The 18,479-nt window shown below is 72.2% G+C and carries 17 protein-coding genes; 10 read left to right on the forward strand and 7 right to left on the reverse strand.

Translation table 11 applies throughout. The features are described from left to right. The first annotated feature begins 323 nt into the window (after window positions 1-323). The 6 genes from EQG70_RS02310 (at window position 324) to EQG70_RS02335 (ending at window position 7,256) form a co-directional block, all read left to right on the forward strand. Complete coding sequence (locus EQG70_RS02310; protein ID WP_109221879.1) at window positions 324-929, forward strand: TetR/AcrR family transcriptional regulator; 606 nt, start codon at window positions 324-326, stop codon at window positions 927-929. 5 nt (window positions 930-934) lie between these two features. Next, the gene (locus EQG70_RS02315) at window positions 935-1,921 is read left to right on the forward strand and encodes a DMT family transporter (RefSeq protein WP_244296645.1); all 987 of its coding nucleotides are present in this window, start codon (window positions 935-937) and stop codon (window positions 1,919-1,921) included. Between the two features lie 255 nt (window positions 1,922-2,176). Next, on the forward strand, window positions 2,177-3,634 hold the full coding sequence (locus EQG70_RS02320; protein WP_244296710.1) for an L-lactate permease: 1,458 nt from the start codon (window positions 2,177-2,179) through the stop codon (window positions 3,632-3,634). A gap of 252 nt (window positions 3,635-3,886) precedes the next feature. After that, the gene (locus EQG70_RS02325; RefSeq protein ID WP_172604281.1) at window positions 3,887-5,038 is read left to right on the forward strand and encodes an AI-2E family transporter; all 1,152 of its coding nucleotides are present in this window, start codon (window positions 3,887-3,889) and stop codon (window positions 5,036-5,038) included. 544 nt (window positions 5,039-5,582) lie between these two features. Next, complete coding sequence (locus EQG70_RS02330; RefSeq protein ID WP_109269185.1) at window positions 5,583-6,626, forward strand: NAD(P)-dependent alcohol dehydrogenase; 1,044 nt, start codon at window positions 5,583-5,585, stop codon at window positions 6,624-6,626. A 60-nt stretch (window positions 6,627-6,686) separates the two neighbouring features. Further along, the gene (locus EQG70_RS02335; protein WP_109269186.1) at window positions 6,687-7,256 is read left to right on the forward strand and encodes a DapH/DapD/GlmU-related protein; all 570 of its coding nucleotides are present in this window, start codon (window positions 6,687-6,689) and stop codon (window positions 7,254-7,256) included. Window positions 7,257-7,331: 75 nt separating this feature from the next. Here EQG70_RS02335 and EQG70_RS02340 read toward each other — a convergent pair whose 3' ends face one another. Further along, window positions 7,332-7,973 (reverse strand): isochorismatase family protein, encoded by a 642-nt coding sequence (locus EQG70_RS02340; protein WP_109269187.1) that lies wholly within the window; start codon window positions 7,971-7,973, stop codon window positions 7,332-7,334. Window positions 7,974-8,132: 159 nt separating this feature from the next. Between EQG70_RS02340 and EQG70_RS02345 the strand changes: the two genes are divergently transcribed. Both EQG70_RS02345 and EQG70_RS18810 read left to right on the forward strand, forming a co-directional pair. Further along, entirely contained in the window at window positions 8,133-9,101 is a 969-nt protein-coding gene (locus EQG70_RS02345; RefSeq protein WP_109221871.1) for a GlxA family transcriptional regulator, read from the forward strand. 97 nt (window positions 9,102-9,198) lie between these two features. Beyond that, window positions 9,199-9,765, forward strand: a complete 567-nt coding sequence (locus tag EQG70_RS18810) for an LssY C-terminal domain-containing protein (RefSeq protein WP_109269188.1) — start codon at window positions 9,199-9,201, stop codon at window positions 9,763-9,765. Here the strand turns inward: EQG70_RS18810 and EQG70_RS02355 are convergent, their stop codons facing one another. The 5 genes from EQG70_RS02355 to EQG70_RS02375 all read right to left on the reverse strand — a co-directional run bounded on the left by EQG70_RS02355 (window position 9,766) and on the right by EQG70_RS02375 (window position 15,938). Beyond that, window positions 9,766-11,097: a serine hydrolase domain-containing protein gene (locus EQG70_RS02355; protein ID WP_109269189.1), complete on the reverse strand. Its 1,332-nt coding sequence runs from the start codon at window positions 11,095-11,097 to the stop codon at window positions 9,766-9,768. Between the two features lie 297 nt (window positions 11,098-11,394). After that, window positions 11,395-12,576 (reverse strand): SGNH/GDSL hydrolase family protein, encoded by a 1,182-nt coding sequence (locus EQG70_RS02360; RefSeq protein ID WP_109269190.1) that lies wholly within the window; start codon window positions 12,574-12,576, stop codon window positions 11,395-11,397. Between the two features lie 37 nt (window positions 12,577-12,613). Continuing rightward, complete coding sequence (locus tag EQG70_RS02365) at window positions 12,614-13,735, reverse strand: zinc-binding dehydrogenase (protein WP_244296647.1); 1,122 nt, start codon at window positions 13,733-13,735, stop codon at window positions 12,614-12,616. Between the two features lie 165 nt (window positions 13,736-13,900). After that, window positions 13,901-14,533, reverse strand: a complete 633-nt coding sequence (locus EQG70_RS02370; protein ID WP_109269191.1) for a dihydrofolate reductase family protein — start codon at window positions 14,531-14,533, stop codon at window positions 13,901-13,903. A 145-nt stretch (window positions 14,534-14,678) separates the two neighbouring features. Continuing rightward, window positions 14,679-15,938, reverse strand: a complete 1,260-nt coding sequence (locus tag EQG70_RS02375; RefSeq protein ID WP_109269192.1) for an MFS transporter — start codon at window positions 15,936-15,938, stop codon at window positions 14,679-14,681. Window positions 15,939-16,102: 164 nt separating this feature from the next. Here EQG70_RS02375 and EQG70_RS02380 point away from each other — a divergent pair, with 164 nt between their 5' ends. Together EQG70_RS02380 and EQG70_RS02385 are read left to right on the forward strand one after the other, a co-directional pair. Next, a complete protein-coding gene (locus tag EQG70_RS02380; RefSeq protein ID WP_244296648.1) occupies window positions 16,103-16,588 on the forward strand; it encodes an Lrp/AsnC family transcriptional regulator in 486 nt (161 codons plus the stop codon). A 339-nt stretch (window positions 16,589-16,927) separates the two neighbouring features. Further along, a complete protein-coding gene (locus EQG70_RS02385) occupies window positions 16,928-17,230 on the forward strand; it encodes a hypothetical protein (protein WP_109269194.1) in 303 nt (100 codons plus the stop codon). Between the two features lie 33 nt (window positions 17,231-17,263). On the opposite strand, the gene EQG70_RS02390 is transcribed toward EQG70_RS02385, so the two are convergent. Beyond that, the gene (locus EQG70_RS02390) at window positions 17,264-18,439 is read right to left on the reverse strand and encodes a PP2C family protein-serine/threonine phosphatase (protein ID WP_109269195.1); all 1,176 of its coding nucleotides are present in this window, start codon (window positions 18,437-18,439) and stop codon (window positions 17,264-17,266) included. Window positions 18,440-18,479: the final 40 nt, after the last annotated feature.

The following is an 18,479-nucleotide window of genomic DNA, read 5'->3' on the forward strand; positions in this document are numbered from 1 at the left end:
ACAGCGGAGCCCAGAGCGGATCACTTTGCTCTGCTTCACATATGGCCCGGATACCGGCCAACGAGTCGCGGCAGTTACTGCATCTACTCCCACATCCCCTCCGGCTTCCTGAATCCGCCGCGACTGAGAACCGGCCTTGCGTCCCACATCCTGCACGTGGCTGCCGGCGTGGCGCAGCCTGTTGGGCTGGGTGCGCGAACTCCTGGCCGGACCAGCCAGCCCGTGGCGAGGCGCACTCGTTACCTCAAGACCGTGCCGGGCTGCACCAAGGTTGTCGCCACCTCCTTCTTAGGTAGACTGGTCTACCTAAGAAGGAGGCGAGCATGACGACACCACAGCACAGTCCCGCGCAGCGCCGCGGGTCGGCCCGACAGCGGCTGCTGGAGGCGGCTGCGGGCCGGTTCTACGCCGAGGGCATCACGGCCACCGGCATCGACGCGATCACCGCCCAGGCCGGGGTGGCGAAGATGAGCTTGTACAACAACTTCGCCTCCAAGGCCGCCCTGGTGCAGGCCTATCTCCAGGACCGGCACGAGGAGTGGCTGGGCCTGTACCGGGCCCGCCTGGGAGAGGCGTCCACGCCCCAGGAGCGGGTGCTGGCGGTGTTCGACGCCTACCTCGATCACGCTGGTCTCGCCTACGATCACGGTTTCCGCGGCTGCGGGTTGCTCAACGCCGCCGCCGAGCTGCCCGCCGGTGATCCGGGGCGGGCGGTGGTGCGCCGGCACAAGGAGCAGGTCGAGGACCTGTTGGTCGAGCACCTGGGCACGCTGACCGATCCGGCCGCGGCCCGCCAGTTGGCGGAGCACTTCAGCTTCCTGCTGGAGGGGGCGATGGCCCGGGCCGGGCTGGAGGGCGACCCGGCACGCCTGATCCATGCCCGGACGATCGCCGGAGGCCTTCTGGCCGGACTGGGGGCGGGGCGGTGAAGGGCGTGGCCGGGGGGATCGTCGCGGTCCTGATCACCGCGTTCCTGTGGGGCACCACCGGTACGGCGGCGACCTTCGCCCCGGAGGCCGGCCCCTTGGCGATCGGTGCCGCCGCGCTGGGAGTGGGCGGACTGCTGCAAGCAGGGATCGCCGTGCCCGCCCTGCGCCGGGCCCGCCCGATGCTGCGGGCCCACGCGAGGCTGGTGGCCGTCGGGGCCGGTGCGGTGGCGGTCTACCCGTTGGCGTTCTACTCCTCGATGCACCTGGCCGGGGTGGCCATCGGCACGGTCGTCTCCCTGGCCTCGGCCCCGCTGGCCTCAGGGGTGCTGGAACTGATCCTGGAGCGCAAGCCGCTGAGCCGGTGGTGGGTGCTGGCGGCGGTGCTGGGCATTACCGGCAGTGCCCTGCTGTGCCTGTCCAAGACCGGTCAGACGAGCGGGTCAGCCACCGACACCGTCACCGGGATGGGGCTGGGCCTGGTGGCCGGGGCGACCTACGCCCTGTACTCCTGGGTGGTCCACCGGCTCATGGGCCACGGGGTGGACCGGGCGGCGGCGATGGGTGCGGTCTTCGGGACCGGCGGGGTGTTGCTGCTGCCCGTGCTGGCCGCCACGGGGGCGCCCCTACTGGCCTCGAGCCAGTCCTTCGCCGTGGCCGCCTACATGGCCCTGATCCCGATGTTCCTCGGCTATTACCTCTTCGGGATCGGGCTCACCCGGTTGCGCCCGAGCACGGCAACCACCCTGACCCTGACCGAACCGGCCGTGGCGGCACTGCTGGCGGTCCTCGTGGTCGGCGAACAGCTCGCGGTGCTCGGCTGGATCGGGCTGTCAATCCTGGCCGCCGCCCTGATCGTGCTGGCGCTGGCACCGACCAACACCACCGGACCCCGACCAGCCATCGCCGGCGCTTCCGGCGAGAGCATTCCCGCCGGCACGAGCCCAACCACCCAGAAAAGACCGGCCCAGGCCGCCCCGGCACTGCTGCCATGACGGCGGTGTCGGCACGGGGCCGGTGCTCCTGAGCGAGCGGGACGCTGAACCGCACCCGGATGGGCGATGGTCTCCGCAGGCAATGAGGGTCCCATCGCCGCTTTACATATGGCGGACTACCGGGCGGGCTCACGAAGCGGTGGCGCAGTAGGAGTTGCCCTCCGCATCCGTGCTCATCCGGACGCCGTCGGCGCGTAACATCGGCCGGTGACAGAGATCTGACAGGAGAAGTGTGGAGGTGGGCCGCCGTTGGACGTGCTCATGGCGGCCCTGCCCATGGTGCTGACCCTGGGTCTGCTGCTCGTGCCGGCGCCGCCGTGGGTGGCTCCCGCGGTCGGACTGGTGTCAGCCGTGGTGATCGGCCTGGCCTGGTTCGGCACCCCTGTGGCGGAGATGTCCTCGGCCTTCGGCGAGGGCTTCTGGATCCTGGTCGAGGTGCTGGCGATCATTGCCGGCGGGATCCTGCTCTCTCGCGTCATGGACCGGACCGGCGCTCAGAAGAAGCTGGCCCGGTGGCTCTCGGACGGCGGCGGCCCCACGGTGCTCTCGGCGCTGCTCATGGTGCACGGGGTGGTGCCGTTCATGGAGACCGTCACCGGGTTCGGCGTCTCCGTGATCATCGGGCTGCCGCTGCTGCTGTCCCTGGGGTTCACGCCGTTGCGAGCGGCCTCGCTCTCGCTGGTGGCGCTCATGGTGGGCCCGTGGGGCTCCATGGGCCCCGGCACGCTCCTGGGCTCCCAGATCGCCGGCGTCACCCTGCAGGACCTCGGGGTGGCCTCCGGCGTCCTGAACGTCATCGCCTTCCTGGGATCCGGTGCCGTGGCCGCGGTCATCGCCGGCCGGGGACTGCCCACTTCCGACGGCCGGCCCCGACCCGCTGACTACGGGGCCTGGATCGGCATGGGACTGGCATCGGGCGTGGTGCTGTCCGCCCTGGTCCTCGCCGCCAATCTGGCGTTCGGCACGGCCGTGGCCGGTGCGGTGGCCACCCTGGTGATGTCCGCGGGCTGGGCCGGCGTGATCAGCCGCGGACGGATGGGGCCCGTCCCGGCCCGCGCCCTGGTGCCGTACCTGGTGCTGCTGGGGGGCACCATCATCGGGCAGCTCCTCGAGGGCCTGCTGCCGCCCGGCGGGTTCGGCGCGGTGCTGGGCTCGCCGGCCCTGTGGTCCATCACCGGCGCCCTGGTCGGCGTCGTCGTGCTCTCCATGGACAGGGAACACCGGCGGCGACTGCCGCGGGAGATCCGCCGGATGTGGCTCCAGGTGGCGGCGCCGACCGGCCTGTACCTGGTGCTGGGCAGCGCGGTCTCCGGGGGCGGGCTGGCCGAGGCGCTGGCCGCGGCGCTGACCGGGCTGGGGCAGGCCTACCTGTTCCTGGTGCCCATGGTTGGTGGTCTGGGGGGATACATCACGGCCTCGGGCACGGGCGCCAACGCCATGTTCGGCGGCACCCAGGACGCAGCCGCGCGTGCCCTTGGCATGGACCCGCTGTGGATGATGGCCTCCCAGAACGTGGCGGCCGGACTGGCCTGCCTGGCCAGCCCGGCGCGCATCGAGCTCGCCTACCGGATCGCCGGCCCACTCCAGCAGAAGGACACCCCCGGGCCCGTCCTCACCCGCGGGGCCCTGGTGGCGAGGACCCTGCCCTTCGTGCTGGTGTGCTTGGTGCTGTGGGGCATCGGGAACATGCTCTGGATGCCGGTGGCAGGCTGACTCCCGCTCCGAAGTCCACGCTGTCGACCGAGGACCGGAGGGACGCCGCCCTGGACGTGCACGAGCGGCTCGTGCGCGCCATCGCCCGTGAGCACACGGAGACCGCCCCTCGTGCCGCGTCGTCGAGCCGTCCGTCCTGCGGTCGGCATCGGCCGGGCGCGTCGTCGGGTGCCGTCCGGGGTCTTGGCATCGATGAGTCCGGGGCGCATCCTGAACCCAGGCCAGCGGCGGAGCGGGGGAGGGGCGATTCTGGTGACGCGTCCACGGCATCGCAGGATCTCGCATCCTCGTGACCTGTGGGCGGACCCGCTGGGGCGGGCGACCATCCGGGCCCTGCAGGGGCTGGTGCTGCTGAGCGCGACGGCGGTGGTGGTCTACGGGCTGATCCAGCTCAAGCTGGTGGTGATCCCGCTGCTGATCGCCCTGGTCCTGGCCGCTGCGCTGAACCCCCTGGTCGCCTCTCTGCGCCGGCACCGTGTGCCCGGGGCGCTGGCGACCTGGATCGTGTTCGTCGCCGCGATCGTGGTCCTGGGCGGGGTGGTCACCGGCATGGTCTTCGCGGTGCGCAGCGAGTGGGCGGAGCTGGTGGCCTCCGCGGTGGGCGGGCTGGACCGGTTGCGCCAGTTCGTGGTGGCCGGGCCGATCCCGGTCGGCCAGCAGGGCCTGGACGAGGCTCTGACCGCCGTCGTGGACTTCACGGCCAGCCCCAGCTTCGGTGCCGGGGCGCTGCTGGGGATCTCCGCGGCCACCCAGGTGGTCACCGGCGCGGTGCTGGTGGCCGTGATCCTCTACTTCTTCCTCCAGGACGGGGCCCGCATCTGGGCGTTCGTCCTGAGCCGTTTCCACGGTGAGACCCTGGAGAAGCTGCTGACCTCGGGCACCACGACCCTGCACGTGCTGGGCGGCTATGTGCGCGGCACCGCCGTGGTGGCGCTGCTGGAAGCGGTGGTCATCGGCGTCACCCTGCTGGTGCTGCGGGTGCCCCTGGCCCTGCCCCTGTCGGTGCTGATCTTCCTGGGCGGCTTCATCCCCATCGTGGGAGCCGCCCTGATCGGCGGCGTGGCAGTCCTGGTGGCCCTGGTGGCCAACGGCCCGGTCGTGGCGCTGGTGGTGGTGGCGGTGGTGGTGGCCACCAACCAGCTCGACGGGAGGGTGCTCCAGCCGATGGTGCTGGGCCGGGCCCTGAGCCTGCACCCGCTGGTGGTGCTGCTCGCCCTGGCCGCCGGCGGGATCCTCTCCGGCGTCGTCGGGGCCGTGCTGGCCGTCCCGCTGACCGCGGTGGGATGGGCTCTGATCCAGATCTGGTTCCCGAACCCCCGAAACCCCGATGTCCTGTCCCGGCCGGCTGCGCGTCCCGGCGTCCGGCTGAAGCCACCGGCCCCGGACGCGCCCGTCGACGGGTGACGGCCTCGGGGCGCCGCAGGACCGGCAGCGTCACCGGAGGACGGGGGCGGATGGACGCCGCCGACGTGTTCCCTTGCGGACCGATCCACCGCCGGGCGGCGCCTTTCTGCGGTCAGGGCGGCAGCCAACTGGGTTCATGACGGCGTCCTGCCGGTATGAGTCGGTGATCCGGGTGGGGGCCGGACGGATGCACATCCGGATGTTCTACGTTGGCGAGACCTCCTCGGGGAGGTCAGCTCGACACCGCCTCCCATCACCGAGGACCCGCAGCGGGAGAACTCTCATCACCGCGGCGACGGTGAGCCCGAGCGCAGCAGCACCCCCGGGCTGCCACCAGCCACAGTGTGAACGGGGAAGCACCGACCCTGGGGTGCTCTCCCGGTACGCCCTTCACCAGGGACTCCCTGAGCTCTGCCGTTCCTGATGAGGTGGTGCAGTCGCTGATCCGTCGGGTCCTTCCCGCACGCTCGGGCGACTGCGCGGACGGGTCTCCCGCCACGTCCGCCCGATCCGTTCCGCCGCCCCCACCGCACCAGGAGACCCCTTGCTGACCGTCAACGCCTACGCCGCCCCCTCCGCCGACGCACCGCTGGAGCCGACCACGATCACCCGCCGCGAGGTGGGCCCGCACGACGTGCTGATCGAGATCGCCTACGCCGGGATCTGCCACTCCGACATCCACACCGTCAACGGCGACTGGGGACCCCAGCCCTACCCCTTGGTGCCCGGCCACGAGATCGTGGGCACCGTCGCCGAGATCGGCCCCGAGGTCACCGGTCACGCCGTCGGGGACCGCGTCGGGGTGGGGTGCATGGTCAACTCCTGCGGGCAGTGCACCAACTGCCGCAACGGGGACGAGCAGTACTGCGCCGAGGGCATGGTGCCCACCTACGGCGGGGCCGACCGGGACGGCACCATCACCCAGGGCGGCTACTCCACCCACGTGGTCGTCGACGCCGGCTTCGTGCTGTCCGTGCCCGCCTCCCTGGACCTCGCCGCGGCCGCCCCGCTGCTGTGCGCCGGGATCACCACCTACTCCCCACTGCGCCGCTGGGGCGCCGGCCCGGGCCGGAAGGTCGCCGTCGTGGGCCTGGGCGGACTGGGGCACCTGGCCGTGAAGATCGCCGCCGCGATGGGCGCGGAGGTCACCGTGCTCTCGCAGTCGCTGAAGAAGAAGGAGGACGGGCTGCGGCTGGGTGCCGAGCACTACTACGCCACTTCGGACCCGGCCACCTTCGAGCAGCTGGCCGGGTCCTTCGACCTGGTCCTCAACACCGTCAGTGCGGTGATCGACGTGGACGCCTACCTGTCCCTGCTCACCGTCGACGGGGCCCTGGTCAACGTCGGGGCCCCGGCGGAGCCGCTGAGCCTCAACATCTTCTCCCTCATCGGCGGCCGGCGCGCCTACGCCGGGTCGATGATCGGCGGCATCGCCGAGACCCAGGAGATGCTCGACTTCTGCGCCGAGCACGGCATCGTCCCGGAGACCGAGCTGATCTCCGCCGACCGGGTCAACGAGGCCTACGAGCGGGTGCTGGCCTCGGACGTGCGCTACCGCTTCGTCATCGACGCCGCCACCCTGGCCTGAGCCCGCGCCCAGGCGCTGGGCCGGCGGATCCCGCCGCCCGGACACTACCGAAAGGACACCATGGAACTGACCGATCTTCTGGAGGCGCTCGACGCCGGGCGCACCATCACGGGGGACTCGCCCCTGCACGAGGTCATGCACCGGGTCAGCCAGGAGGCCCTGCGCATCACCGGGGAGCTCAACGGCGGATACCGGGAACCGGCCCGGGTGCGGGAGCTGCTGGCCCAGCTCACCGGCAGGCCGGTGGACGCATCGGTGACGGTGTTCCCGCCCTTCCGCTCCGACTTCGGGAAGAACATCACCCTGGGCAAGCGGGTCTTCATCAACTCCGGGTGCACGTTCCAGGACCAGGGTGGGGTGGTCATCGGCGACGACTGCCTGATCGGGCACAACACGGTGCTGGCCACCCTCAACCACGACCTCGCCCCCAGCCGCCGCGCGGACATGCACCCGGCCCCCATCGTGATCGGCCACAAGGTGTGGATCGGGTCCAACGCCACGGTCCTGCCGGGCGTGACCATCGGCGACGACGCCGTCGTGGCGGCGGCGTCGGTGGTGACCAAGGACGTCCCGGAGAGGTCCGTGGTGGTGGGCTCCCCGGCACGGGTCGTGCGCTCCGTGAGCGACTGAACCGCGCCGGGTGCGCGCCTCTCGGCGGACGCCGGCCCGAAACCCCCAGCAAGGCCGGGCGGTCACGACATACCTCTAGGAACCGCTGGTGAACGCTTCTGCTCCGTTCATGGCCGAGGCGACGAGGTTGCTGCGGACCGGCGACTCGCCGCCGGCGACCGCTCCGATCCAGGCGTCCGTGGCGGTGACCGCGGCGAAGTTCGACTGCAGCAGCACCATCAGGGTGCGGTGCAGATCCTCGGCCGAGACCTGACCGGCTTCGTTGGCGAGGTGGATCGCGCCGGTGGCGTCGGAGAGGATCTCGGCGGCGAAGCCGAGCCCCTCGGCCTCGACCGCCGTCGCCAGGTCGCAGTTGTTGGTCATGTAGCCGACGATCGTGATCGTGTCGACGTCGCGCTCGCGCAGCCACTCGGCCACGTCGGTGCCGGCGAAGACGCTGCCGTACCCCTTCACGACCTGCTTCCACTGCCGGTTGTCGAGCTGCTCGAGATCGGGGTGGAGCGGATATCCCGTCGAGCCGGGCGCGAAGATGGGTGCGCCCTCGTCCGTCTCGTGCTGGACCATGACGACCGGCATGTCCTGCTCGGCGGCGACCTCGAGGACACGGCCGATGTTGGCGAGCGACTCCTCGCGGGGCGGGTACTGGATGGACATGGGGCCGTCGAAGTACTCCATCTGGGCGTCGACGACGATCAGGGCGCGGCGGGGGATGGTCACGGTGTCTCCTCTGGAACGTGGGATGGGCGGGCTGTGGTGCTCGGCCCGTCTCCATGCTCCTGTCATGCCGGTCGCCACCGCGATCGGCCCGCGTGCACGATTACGATGAGATCGGGCCACTTCTGCTCCGTGGTGATCCCGGTGGGAGAGGAACGACAGGTGCGGATCGCGATCCATGCGTTCGAGGGTGTGACGATGTTCCACCTGGCCGTGCCGCAGCTGGTGTTCGGCGAGGTCACCCGGCTGGGCCTGGCCGAGGGCTGGGACACGGTGCTGTGGAGCACGGGCGCGGACATGATCACGACGGCGGAGGGCTACTCGCTGGGCCGTCTCGCCGGGCCAGAAGCTGCCGAGGACGCCGACCTGGTGGTGATCCCCTCCTGGCCCTATCCGCCGGTGGCCGTCGACGAGCCGCTGCGCGCCGTGCTCACCCGCGCCCATGCGCATGGGTCCGGTGTGGTGGGTCTGTGCATGGGGGCCTTCGCCGTCGCCGAGGCCGGCCTGCTGGGCGGGCGGCCCGCCGTCACGCACTGGGAGGGGATGGACGAACTCGCGTCCCGTCACCCGGAGCTGGCGGTCGAGGACTCGGTGCTCTACATCGACCACGACGACGTCATGACCTCCGCCGGCACGGCCTCCTCCCTGGACGCCTGCCTGCACCTGGTCCGCAAGCACCTGGGTGCCGCGGCCGCCAACCGGGTCGCCCGCAGCCTGGTCGTGGCCCCGCACCGGGAAGGCGGCCAGGCGCAGTACATCCAGCGCCCGGTCGCCCGGCCCGACAGCGGGGATCCCCTGGCCGCCACACTGGACTGGGCGATGGCCCGGCTGCACGAGCCCCTGTCCATCGACGAGCTCGCCGCCCACGCCCGGATGAGCCGCCGGACCCTGGTGCGCCGCTTCCGCGACACCACCGGCACCACCCCCGCCCGCTGGGTCCTCGCGCGACGCCTCGACGAGGCCCGCAGCCTGCTCGAGACCACGCGCTGGGGTGTCGACCGCATCGCGCTGGCCTGCGGCTTCGGCAGCGCTGTCACCCTCCGGCAGAACTTCGTCTCGGCCTACGCGACCACGCCGTCCGCCTACCGGCGGAGCTTCGCCCTCCGAGAGGCTGGCGGGGATTCCCGTTAGGTGCAGGCTCCGGAACATCCGGAGCACCCCTTAGCCTGGGAGCACCACGACCGGCGCCGCGGACGTCCGGTGCGGGACACGGGGCGGGGAGCGCGAGATGGATGCAGGACGTGGACGCCCCGACAGCGACGAGCGGAGCCCGCAGCCCAAAGGCGGTGCCCGACGGGCCACCGTGGTGCTGTGGGCGCACCGGTTCGGCTTCCTCGTCACCAGCGTGCTGGCCGGCTGGGGCGTCTACCACCTCGTCCTCGAGGAGATCGACGACGACGGGCGTCTGCCCTGGTTGTTCCTGCCCCTCTGGGTGCTGTCGGCCTATGTGCTCCTGCCGCGGCTGAACCGTCTGCTCACCGGCATCTACGTCCCCAGCTACTTCATCGGACGGGCCCGCACCTCCGACGGCCTGCTGGGGGACCCGGTCAACCTGGCGGTGGTCGGCACCCCCGCGCAGCTGTCCGCCGCGATGGTCGGGGCCGGCTGGACCGCCGCGGACACCGACCGCGAGCGGGATCTCGTCGTCTCGTCCCTGCAGGCCGTCGGCGCCACGGTCCACGTCGTCGAGCAGTACTCCACCGGCTATCACGCCCGCAACGGAGGCGGGGACGCCATCGAGACGGACGGGGACCTGCCCGTCATCGATGTCCGCCCGATTCGGTGGAGCGGGTGATCAGCGTTCCGGGTTGGGGGTGAAGGTGTGGCCCAGGGCGGCGGAGACCTCGGCGAAGATCCGTGTGGCCGGGGTGGCGCACGGCAGGGTCCTGGGGTCGTCGGCCAGCACCGGGGACTCCGGGCAGTCCCCGGAGGGGATGTCGCTGGTGGCCTGCACGACCACGGTGGTGTCGGTGGTGGTGTCGTAGTAGACGGTGGTGTTGTACCCGGGCTGCGTCCCGGTGTGCCCGACCCAGCCGTCGATGCACCCGAAGCCCAGCCCGTAGCCGGACTCGGGGGGCTGGAACGAGGTGAGGCGCTCTCGCTGGGCCTCCGGTTCCAGCAGTCCGTGCCCGGTGCCCAGGGCCCGGCCGTAGGTGAGCAGGTCGTCCACGTCCGAGATCAGGGCCCCGGCGGTGGCTCCCCAGCTGGGGTTCCAGTGCGTGGCGTCGGCCGGCGCCTCCGGCGTCGCGGTGTCGCCCTGGAGCGTGAAGCCCTGCGCGTAGGGTTCCGGCATCTCGGTGGAGGTACCGGGCCAGACGGTCTCGTCGAGTTCCAGCGGGTCGAAGATCTGCTCCTCCAGGACCTCCCCGATCGGCTGGCCGGTGACCTGTTCGACGACGAGGCCCAGCAGGATGTAGTTGGTGTTGGAGTAGTCGAACTGCGCGCCGGGGGCGAACTGGGGGGATTCCGAGACGCCGACGGCGACCAGCTCCTCCGGGGTGAAGACCTGCTGCGGATCCGCGAAGAAGCGGTCCGTGAACTGGGTGCTGCGGGTGTAGCTGGCCACCCCGCTGGTCATGTCCGCCAGCCGGCGCAGGGTGATCTGTTCTCCGTTGGGGATGCCGTCGACGTAGTCGGCGATGGGGTCCTCCAGGGAGAGCTCACCCTCCTCGGCCAGCTGCAGGACCAGGGTGGCGGTGAAGGGCTTGGTGACCGATCCGACGCGGGTGTGCACCCCCACCTCCATGGGCTCCCCGGTGGCCGGGTCGGCCACCCCGTAGGCGGCCGTCCAGGTGCCCTCCGGGGAGGAGACCCCCACCACCGCACCGGGGGTGGAGGCCTGCGCGAACGAGGCCCGGGCGGCGGCGTCCAACGTCGTCGCCAGTTCCTCGGGCAGCGGCTCGGACATCTGCGCGGAGGGTTCTCGGGTGACGACGTCGTCGACATCGGTGACACAGGCCTCGGAGTCCGTGGCCGGAGCCGACGGTGCCGCCGCGGCGACCGGAGTGGCCGCCGGCCCGGCCGGGGAGGGCGGCGCGGCGGTTGCCCCGCCGGTGGTCCCGAGGAGGAGCGCCGCCGCCGTGGCGGCGGCGAACGTGCGGCGCGTGGATCGTGCAGGTGCGGACATCTTCGTTTCCTTCTCGATCGGCGCAGGCCGCTTCCGGAGGGCCTGCACCCGGAGAACAGTGCTTCAGGCGCAGTCGCCATGGGCGACGATGTCGACCCCTGCGCCGCACTCCACCGCGAAGGCACATCCCGACAGCACGCAGGGCCGGGGAATCGATGAGATGACGGGCCGGTCCACGGCCCCGGATCACGCACCGGCCCCGGTGAACGCGTGGGACAGGCGGTGCCCCCAGCGTAGGACGGTCCTCCGGGTCGGCCGGCCGACCTGCCCCGGATCGTTACCCAACCGCCGAAGATGTCACGCCCCTTCGCCGGCCGGCAGCGAGCCGTGGCCGAGCACGAACTCGGCGAAGCGCTCGCCGATCCGCAGGTGCGTGGTCGCGTCGGGGTGGAGGGCGTCGGGCAGGGGGAGCTCCCGGGCGTCGGACTCCCCGTAGAGCTCGCGTCCGTCGAGGTGGAACAGGTGCGGATCGTCGTGCGCCCGCTCCGTCACGATCCGTGCCAGTTCGGCACGGATGACCGTCAGGGTGAGCTTGCCGGCGGCGACCTCGCCGGGGTCGCCGGTCGCCCGGAACCGCAGCTCACCCCGGGCGAGGGCGTCCGGGTCGAAGGCGCCGGGTCCCGGGGTGTTCTCGTGGATCGGGCACAGGAGGGGGGAGATCACCAGCAGCGGGGTGTGGGGATGGCCGTCGCGGATCGTGTCGAGGAAGCCGTGCACTGCGGGGCCTAAGGCCCGCAGCCGCATCAGATCGAGGTTGACCAGGTTGATGCCGAGCTTGACGCTGATCAGCTCGGCCGGGGTGTCCCGGATGGTGCGTGCGGTGAACGGGTCGAGCAGCGCGCTGCCCCCGAAGCCGAGGTTGAGCAGATTGAGGTCGGCCCGCCTCGCGGCGACCGCCGGCCAGGTGCCGGTGGGATGCACCGCGTTCGAGCCGTGACTGATCGAGCTGCCGTGGTGCACCCACCTCGGGCGCAGGTCCTGCACCGGCCGGAGGGGGGCGTCGGAGCTGATCTCGGCCAGTTCCACGGTCTCGTTGTGCGGCAGCCAGAGCTCGACCGTCTTGGGGCCCCGGGGCAGATCGTCGAAGACGACGCCGCCGATCCCGGCCTGCGTGATCTGCCGGTCGCCGGTGGTCATGTCGATGCTCACCACGGTCGCGGCCTCGAGGCCGGCCTGCCGGGTGCGCTGGCCGTCGACCAGCAGGTCGAAGACGCCCGCCGGGCGCGGTGGTGCGCCCTCGTACCGGAAGCGTGTGGCGCGCCCGCGGAGCTCGATGCGGCGCGCCTCGGTCGCGAAGAGCAGCCGCGCGCCCGAGGGCTGGGACTCGGCCATGGCCAGCTGCGGGTCGCGGGCCTGGTTCCTGGCCCACGCGGGGAGGCGGTGCGGGATCACTCCGTCGTCCGTGTGCTCCAGCTCCACGACGCCGTGGAGGAGCTCGTCGGTGACGGGCGTGGTGCAGTGTCGGTCGGGGATCGGCATGGTCCTCCCAGGGGGTGTCGGGCCCGGCAGCGGTGGTTCAGGGTGCGGGGTCGGGCGGGATCAGGGCGAACTTGCCCACGTGCGTCTTCTCGAGGAACTCCCGTTGGGCGGCCGCGATCTGCTCGAGCGGGAAGACCCTCGCCAGCAGCGGCCGGATCTCTCCGCGCTCGATGTAGGAGACGAGGTCGGGGAACACCTCTTCGTCCCACGCCGTGCAGCCGATCAGGGTGAGGTCCTTCAGGTAGAGGGTGCGCATGTCGAGTGCGACCAGGGGGCCGCCGATGGCCCCGGAGGAGACGTACGTCCCGCCCCTCCGGAGGAGGTCCAGCACGGCCGGGAAGCCGGGGCCGGCGACGTTGTCGACCACGACGTCGACGCTGTCCGCGCCCAGCACGTCCCGCGGGTCGTCCCGCCCGACGACCTCGTCGGCGCCGAGGGCGCGGACCTGGTCCCGCTTGGCGTCACCGGCCATGCCGACGACGTGGGCACCGCGCCGCTTGGCCAGCTGCACCACGGCCGATCCGACGCCGCCGGAGGCGCCGGTCACCAGGACCCGTGCCCCCGTGGTGACGCCGGCGCGGCGGACCATGTTCTCCGCCGTCCCGTAGGCGCACGGGATGGTCGCCAGCTCCGCGTCGCTCCAGTCGCAGTCCACCGGGAAGACCTCGTGCGCCGGGACGACGACGAACTGCGCAAATGCTCCGTCGAGATCGGAGCCCAGCCAGGTCGTGTCCCACGAGGAGAAACCCTTGGTGCGCATGCAGGCGCGGACCAGCACCCGCGCCCCGAGGGCGGACTCGTCGCCCCCACGGCCGACGGCCGCGATCCGCCCGCAGCAGTCCGCGCCCTGGATCAGCGGGAACGGGGTTGCCGCGTTCCAGCCCCCGTCCGGTCTCGTCGAGGCGTCTCCGACGGCGTCCTCGGACACATCGTTCGTTCCTGCCGTCACCGACGACGAGTACCAGCCGAGCCTGGTGTTGATCTCGGTGTTGTTCATGCCGGCCGCCAGGACGCGGACCAGCACCTCGCCCTCGCCCGGCTCAGGGATGGGCACTCGGGAGAGCACGAGACGGTCGTAGCCGCCGACACCGGTGGTGACGACCGCCGTCATGGTCCCGCCGGCGACGCGCGTCCGCGGGAGGGGTGGAGTCGTGGTCATCCCTCATCCTGGATCACGGTCGGTGCTGATGCCAACGGGCTGACGGTCGCGGTGTGCGTGCGTGCGGGCAGGGCGATGCTGCACACGGCCTGCCCTCATCCGGGCGGCAACTCGCCTCCGGGATCACCTGCGATCCACCTTCGCCTCAGCCTTCGCGACCCCGGTTCAGGCGCTCGTGCGGGTGAAAGTCACGTGGGTGACTCCACGGGGCGCGGAGGTGGCCTCGACCCGGTAGTCCGCCTCCAGGCCCTCGAGCCCCTCCCACAGGCGCACGCCGCGGCCCAGCAGGATCGGGACCACCACCACGTGCAGGTGGTCGACGAGCCCGGCCGCCAGGAAGTCGCGGACCGTGGTGGGGCCCCCGCCGATGCGCACGTCCTGGCCGTCGGCGGCCGTGCGCGCCGTCTCGAGCGCCTCTGCGGGCGAGGCGTCGATGAAGTGGAACACGGTGCCGCCCTCCATCTCGATCGAAGGGCGCGGGAAATGGGTGAGAACGAAGACGGGCGTGTGGAACGGCGGGTTGGGACCCCACCAGCCCTCCCACCCGGGGTCCTCGTGCCACCCGGGCGGACCGAACTTCCCCGCTCCCATGATCTCGGCGCCGATCCCCACACCGTGCAGCTGGGCGAAGGCGTCGTCCACGCCACCGCTGCCGCCGGGATCCCACCACCGGGTGGCGATCATCCATTCGTGCAACCTCTGTCCGGCGTGCCCGAAGGGGGCGTCCTGGCTCAGCCCCTCACCGGTGCCGAAGCCGTCGAGGGAGATGGAGAAGTTGTGGACGCGGGCCCGTGACATGGCTGGTGCTCCTTCGCACTCGGCGACTCCGTCGTCCCCCGATGATGACTGCTCGGCGCCCCCGGGGAAAGAGTCGCCTGTGGCCGCCGCCGGTGAGCATCGCCTGACGGCGATTCCCGTGTGCTGTCCCTCGTGCCCCGGCCGGTCAGGCCTGCTGTCCACGCCGCGGCCCGCGACGGGCCCGGAGCCGGACGGTTCCCGCCAGCAGCAGGCATGCGCCCGCCAGGGTGCCCGCGAACCAGTGGACGGAGGAGGGGACGCCCACCGCGCCGGCCAGGACCCCGAGGCCCAGGACCGGCACGGCACTGCCCAGATAGGTCACGACGTAGACCGCGCTGACCACCCGGGCGTTGTCGGCGGCCGGAACGGCCACGGACAGCTCGTTGAACGCCGTGCGGAACGCGACACCCTGGGCCGCCCCGGCGAACAGGGCGCCGAGGAGCAGCAGCGGCAGGCTGGACAGCGCGCCCGCCACCCCGATCAGCGCCGTGCCCAGGGCCATCCCCACCAGGGCCCCGGGCAGGGCCCGGACGCGGGGGCGTCCCACCAGCTGCGCCGCGGCGGACCCGATGAGCACGAGGGCCGCCAGCGCCCCGATCCCGGCCGGGGAGCTCACCCCGAGCGTTCGTGCGAAGTAGCCCGGAGCCAGCGAGAGGCTGAAGCCGAAGAGCGCAAAGCTGAGGAAACCGACCGCGGCCGCCTGCTGGAACCGCGTGCGGACCCCGGGCGGCAGGCAGAGACGGCGCGGCCGCAGGGCCTTGAAGGCCGCCGATCCCGGGGCCGGGGCGATGGCCGGCCTGGCGTGCAGCGTCCACAGCGGCACCAGGACGGCGATCAGCATGGTGCAGTGGACGGCGAAGGGAGTCGTCGTCGGGTGGGGCAGCTGGCCCAGGGCCCCGCCCAGGAGGGGGCCCGCCGCCACTCCGCCCGCCGACGCCAGGAGGGTGAAGCGGCCGGCCCACTCCGGGCGGTGGGGCAGGAGCTCCCGGAGCGCCGCGCTGCTGGCGCCGGTCACCATCGCGACGGCTGCGCCCTGCAGGACCCGACCGGTCACGAGACCGGCGAGACCCCCGGCGGTCGCGAAGACGATCTCACCGGCCAGTCCCACGAGGACCGACAGCACCAGGGCAGTGCGCCGCCCGATGTGGTCCGACCAGTGCCCGTAGAGAACGAGCCCGGCAATGAGGGCCAGGACGTAGGAGGAGAACGCCACCGTCACCGCGAAGGGGCCGAGCCCCAGGCGCTCCTGCAGCGCGGGGTACAGCGGGGTGGCCAGGTTGGCGCCCACCAGCAGCAGTGCCGTCGTGGACATGGTCAGCACCAGGCGGGAGCGCGATCCCGCGTTCCATCCCCGGCCTGCGTCGCCGGCGCCGGAGCGCATGGTCAGCTCGTTGAACACGGTCATCGCGGGCCTTCCGGTGGGATCGGCGATTGCGGGCTGTGCCGTGGGTGGCCGGCGCAGTGTGCTCACGCAGTCTGCCGGAGACTGAGTCCGGCACCACTGAGATGCTTGCGGAACTGATCACGCTGATCAAAAGTTGGAGGCGGACCACTGACAGGGAGACCACCGTGACCACACTGGACGCCGTCGACATCGGGCTGCTGCTGCACCTCCTGCGGTACCCCCGGGCGCAGATCGGGGAGGTGGCGGCCGCACTCGGGGTCGCACGCAACACCGTGGTCTCGCGGATGCGCCGGCTCGAGCGTCGGGAGGTGCTGCGCTCCGGCGGTCGAGACGTCGACCTGACCTCCGTGGGCTTCGACGTCCTGGCGTTCCTCACCCTCGAGGTCACCCACCGGGAGCTCGACGCCGTCGTCACCGCCCTGCGCGGCATCGACAACGTCCTGGAGGTGCACGAGATCTCGGGGCGCGGGGACGTCTGGTGCCGGGTGGCGGCGCGGGAGACCCGTGATCTGCACGCCGTCCTGCGTTCGATCCTGCGGATCCGGGGAGTCCTCCGCGCCGAGACGTCCCTGGCCCTCAGCGAGCAGATCCCCTACCGCGTCCAGCCCCTCCTGCGAACGCTGACGAAGGGCGACTCCACGTCAGCGTGAGGGCCGCTCCCCGGCGCGCTCCCGTGCTTCGCGCGCCCCGATGCGTCGACATATTTCGCCGGGCGGTTCCGGTCCGTGGTCCGGGTCGCTAGTCTCAGGTCCACCTGCGGGCAGAGGCGAATCCCCCACCAGCGCGCCGTCTGCGACTCCCGGACTCCTCGGCGTCCACCGGCGCGCCCGGTTCCACCGGACCGCCGGGATCCGCGGGCCCCGCGACGGTCCTGGGGGTCCGGGAAGCGGGGCACTCCACCGGAAGCGTCACGCCCCGCGGGGGCGGACACCGACCGGGCACAGCACGACACCACCGAGCACACCACTACGACGAAGTAGGGAAGCGCGATGACCACGACGACCAGCATCCACTCCGGATCGACACCGCCGGCACCGCCGACGATCGGGACCGGCGTTCGAGGGTTCCAGGTCCTGCCCCGGGAGCAGACCCGGCCCGGCGCCGCACCGGCCGGAAGCGCCGGGCGCCCCCCCGGCCGCCGGAGTTCCGAGCGGGAACGCCCCGAGGACGACGAGGAAGTCATCACCGCGGTGCTGGCCGCCGTCAGCCACCGCTCCTCCCGGGAACGCCCCGAGGACGACGAGGTGGTCCTCACCTACACGAGCGAGCCCGCCTGCCGGCACGTGGGGTGAGCCCTCGGACCGGGCGCAGCGACCGGTGAGTGCTCAGGCGGTGCGCCGGAGCGCGAGGACCGTCGTGTCGTCATCGGCGCCGGAGGTGCCGGCGTAGTCGCTGCACAGCATCACGAGCTCTTCGGCGGTGCCGGCCAGCGTGTTGAGGGCTGCGGCGGTCGCGACGGCCGCCTCGAGGTCGTCGAAGAAGTCCAGGTAGCCGTCGGAGACCACCAGCAGGGTCTGTCCGGGCAGGAGCGTGGTGGTGTGCACGTCCCAGATCCACTCGGCCACGACCCCCAGGGGCGGGCCCGAGGAGATCAGCCGGCGGTGGGCGCCGTCCGGGGACAGGATCAGCGCCAGGCCGTGGCCGGCGTCGATGTAGCTCATCTCCCCGGTCCCGGTGTGCACCCGGGCGATGAAGGCGGTGATGAACGCCCCCGCCTCCTCCAGCAGCGGGGTCAGCGCCCCGGCCGCGCGCTTCATGGCCTCCGCAGGGGGGTTGTACTGGAACGTCCCGCGCAGCACGGCGCGCGCGGAGGCGGACAGCAGGGCCGCGGGGATGCCCTTGCCCATCACGTCGGTGACCATCGCCTGCACCTCGTCGCCCAGGACCATCCAGTCGTAGAAGTCCCCGCCGACGGACCGCGCCGGCAGGCACCGGCCGGCGGCCTCGACCGCGGGGGTGACCAGCCCGGTGCGGGGCATGAGCATCTGCTGGATCTGTTCGGCCCGGTCCAGCTCCATCTGGGCCGCGAGCTCGCGCTCCACCCACCCGGCCATCTCCGCGAGGATGCGCCGCTCCCGCTCGTCCAGCTCGCGCGGGACGCTGTCGACCAGGCACAGGGACCCGACCGGCTCACCGCCGGGGGCGTGCAGCGGGTGGCCGGCGTAGAAGCGCACCGGGTCGTCCCCGGTGACGAACGAACTGCCGGCGAAGCGCTGCTCGGTCATCGCGTCGGCGACGATCAGCGGGGCGTCCCGGTCGACGGTGCGCGCGCACAGCGAGTCGGTGCGGGTGGCGTGGACGAGTCCGTCCAGTCCCGCCTCGGCCTTGGTGAACTGCCGGTCGGCGTCGATGAGGTTCACGGCCGCGGCCTTCACCCCGAAGACGTCCTGGGCGAGGCGCACCACACGGTCGTAGCGCTCCTCCCGGGGGGTGTCCAGGATCTTCAGGGCGTGCAGGGCATCGACCCGGGCGACCTCCGTGTGGGCCGTGTGCGTTTGCATGCCACCAGGCTATCGGGGTGCGGACCGGCGACGGCCGCCG

Origin of the sequence: Kocuria rosea, assembly GCF_006094695.1 — a bacterium.
Classification (GTDB): Bacteria; Actinomycetota; Actinomycetes; order Actinomycetales; family Micrococcaceae; genus Kocuria; species Kocuria rosea.

Bases quoted from the DNA above. Each gene is read 5' to 3' on its own strand.
- EQG70_RS02355 (WP_109269189.1), bottom strand. From the start codon at position 11,097: ATGTCCGCACCTGCACGATCCACGCGCCGCACGTTCGCCGCCGCCACG.
- EQG70_RS02365 (WP_244296647.1), bottom strand. From the start codon at position 13,735: ATGACCACGACTCCACCCCTCCCGCGGACGCGCGTCGCCGGCGGGACC.
- EQG70_RS02360 (WP_109269190.1), bottom strand. From the start codon at position 12,576: ATGCCGATCCCCGACCGACACTGCACCACGCCCGTCACCGACGAGCTC.
- EQG70_RS02375 (WP_109269192.1), bottom strand. From the start codon at position 15,938: ATGACCGTGTTCAACGAGCTGACCATGCGCTCCGGCGCCGGCGACGCA.
- EQG70_RS02335 (WP_109269186.1), top strand. From the start codon at position 6,687: ATGGAACTGACCGATCTTCTGGAGGCGCTCGACGCCGGGCGCACCATC.
- EQG70_RS18810 (WP_109269188.1), top strand. From the start codon at position 9,199: ATGGATGCAGGACGTGGACGCCCCGACAGCGACGAGCGGAGCCCGCAG.
- EQG70_RS02370 (WP_109269191.1), bottom strand. From the start codon at position 14,533: ATGTCACGGGCCCGCGTCCACAACTTCTCCATCTCCCTCGACGGCTTC.
- EQG70_RS02310 (WP_109221879.1), top strand. From the start codon at position 324: ATGACGACACCACAGCACAGTCCCGCGCAGCGCCGCGGGTCGGCCCGA.
- EQG70_RS02390 (WP_109269195.1), bottom strand. From the start codon at position 18,439: ATGCAAACGCACACGGCCCACACGGAGGTCGCCCGGGTCGATGCCCTG.
- EQG70_RS02385 (WP_109269194.1), top strand. From the start codon at position 16,928: ATGACCACGACGACCAGCATCCACTCCGGATCGACACCGCCGGCACCG.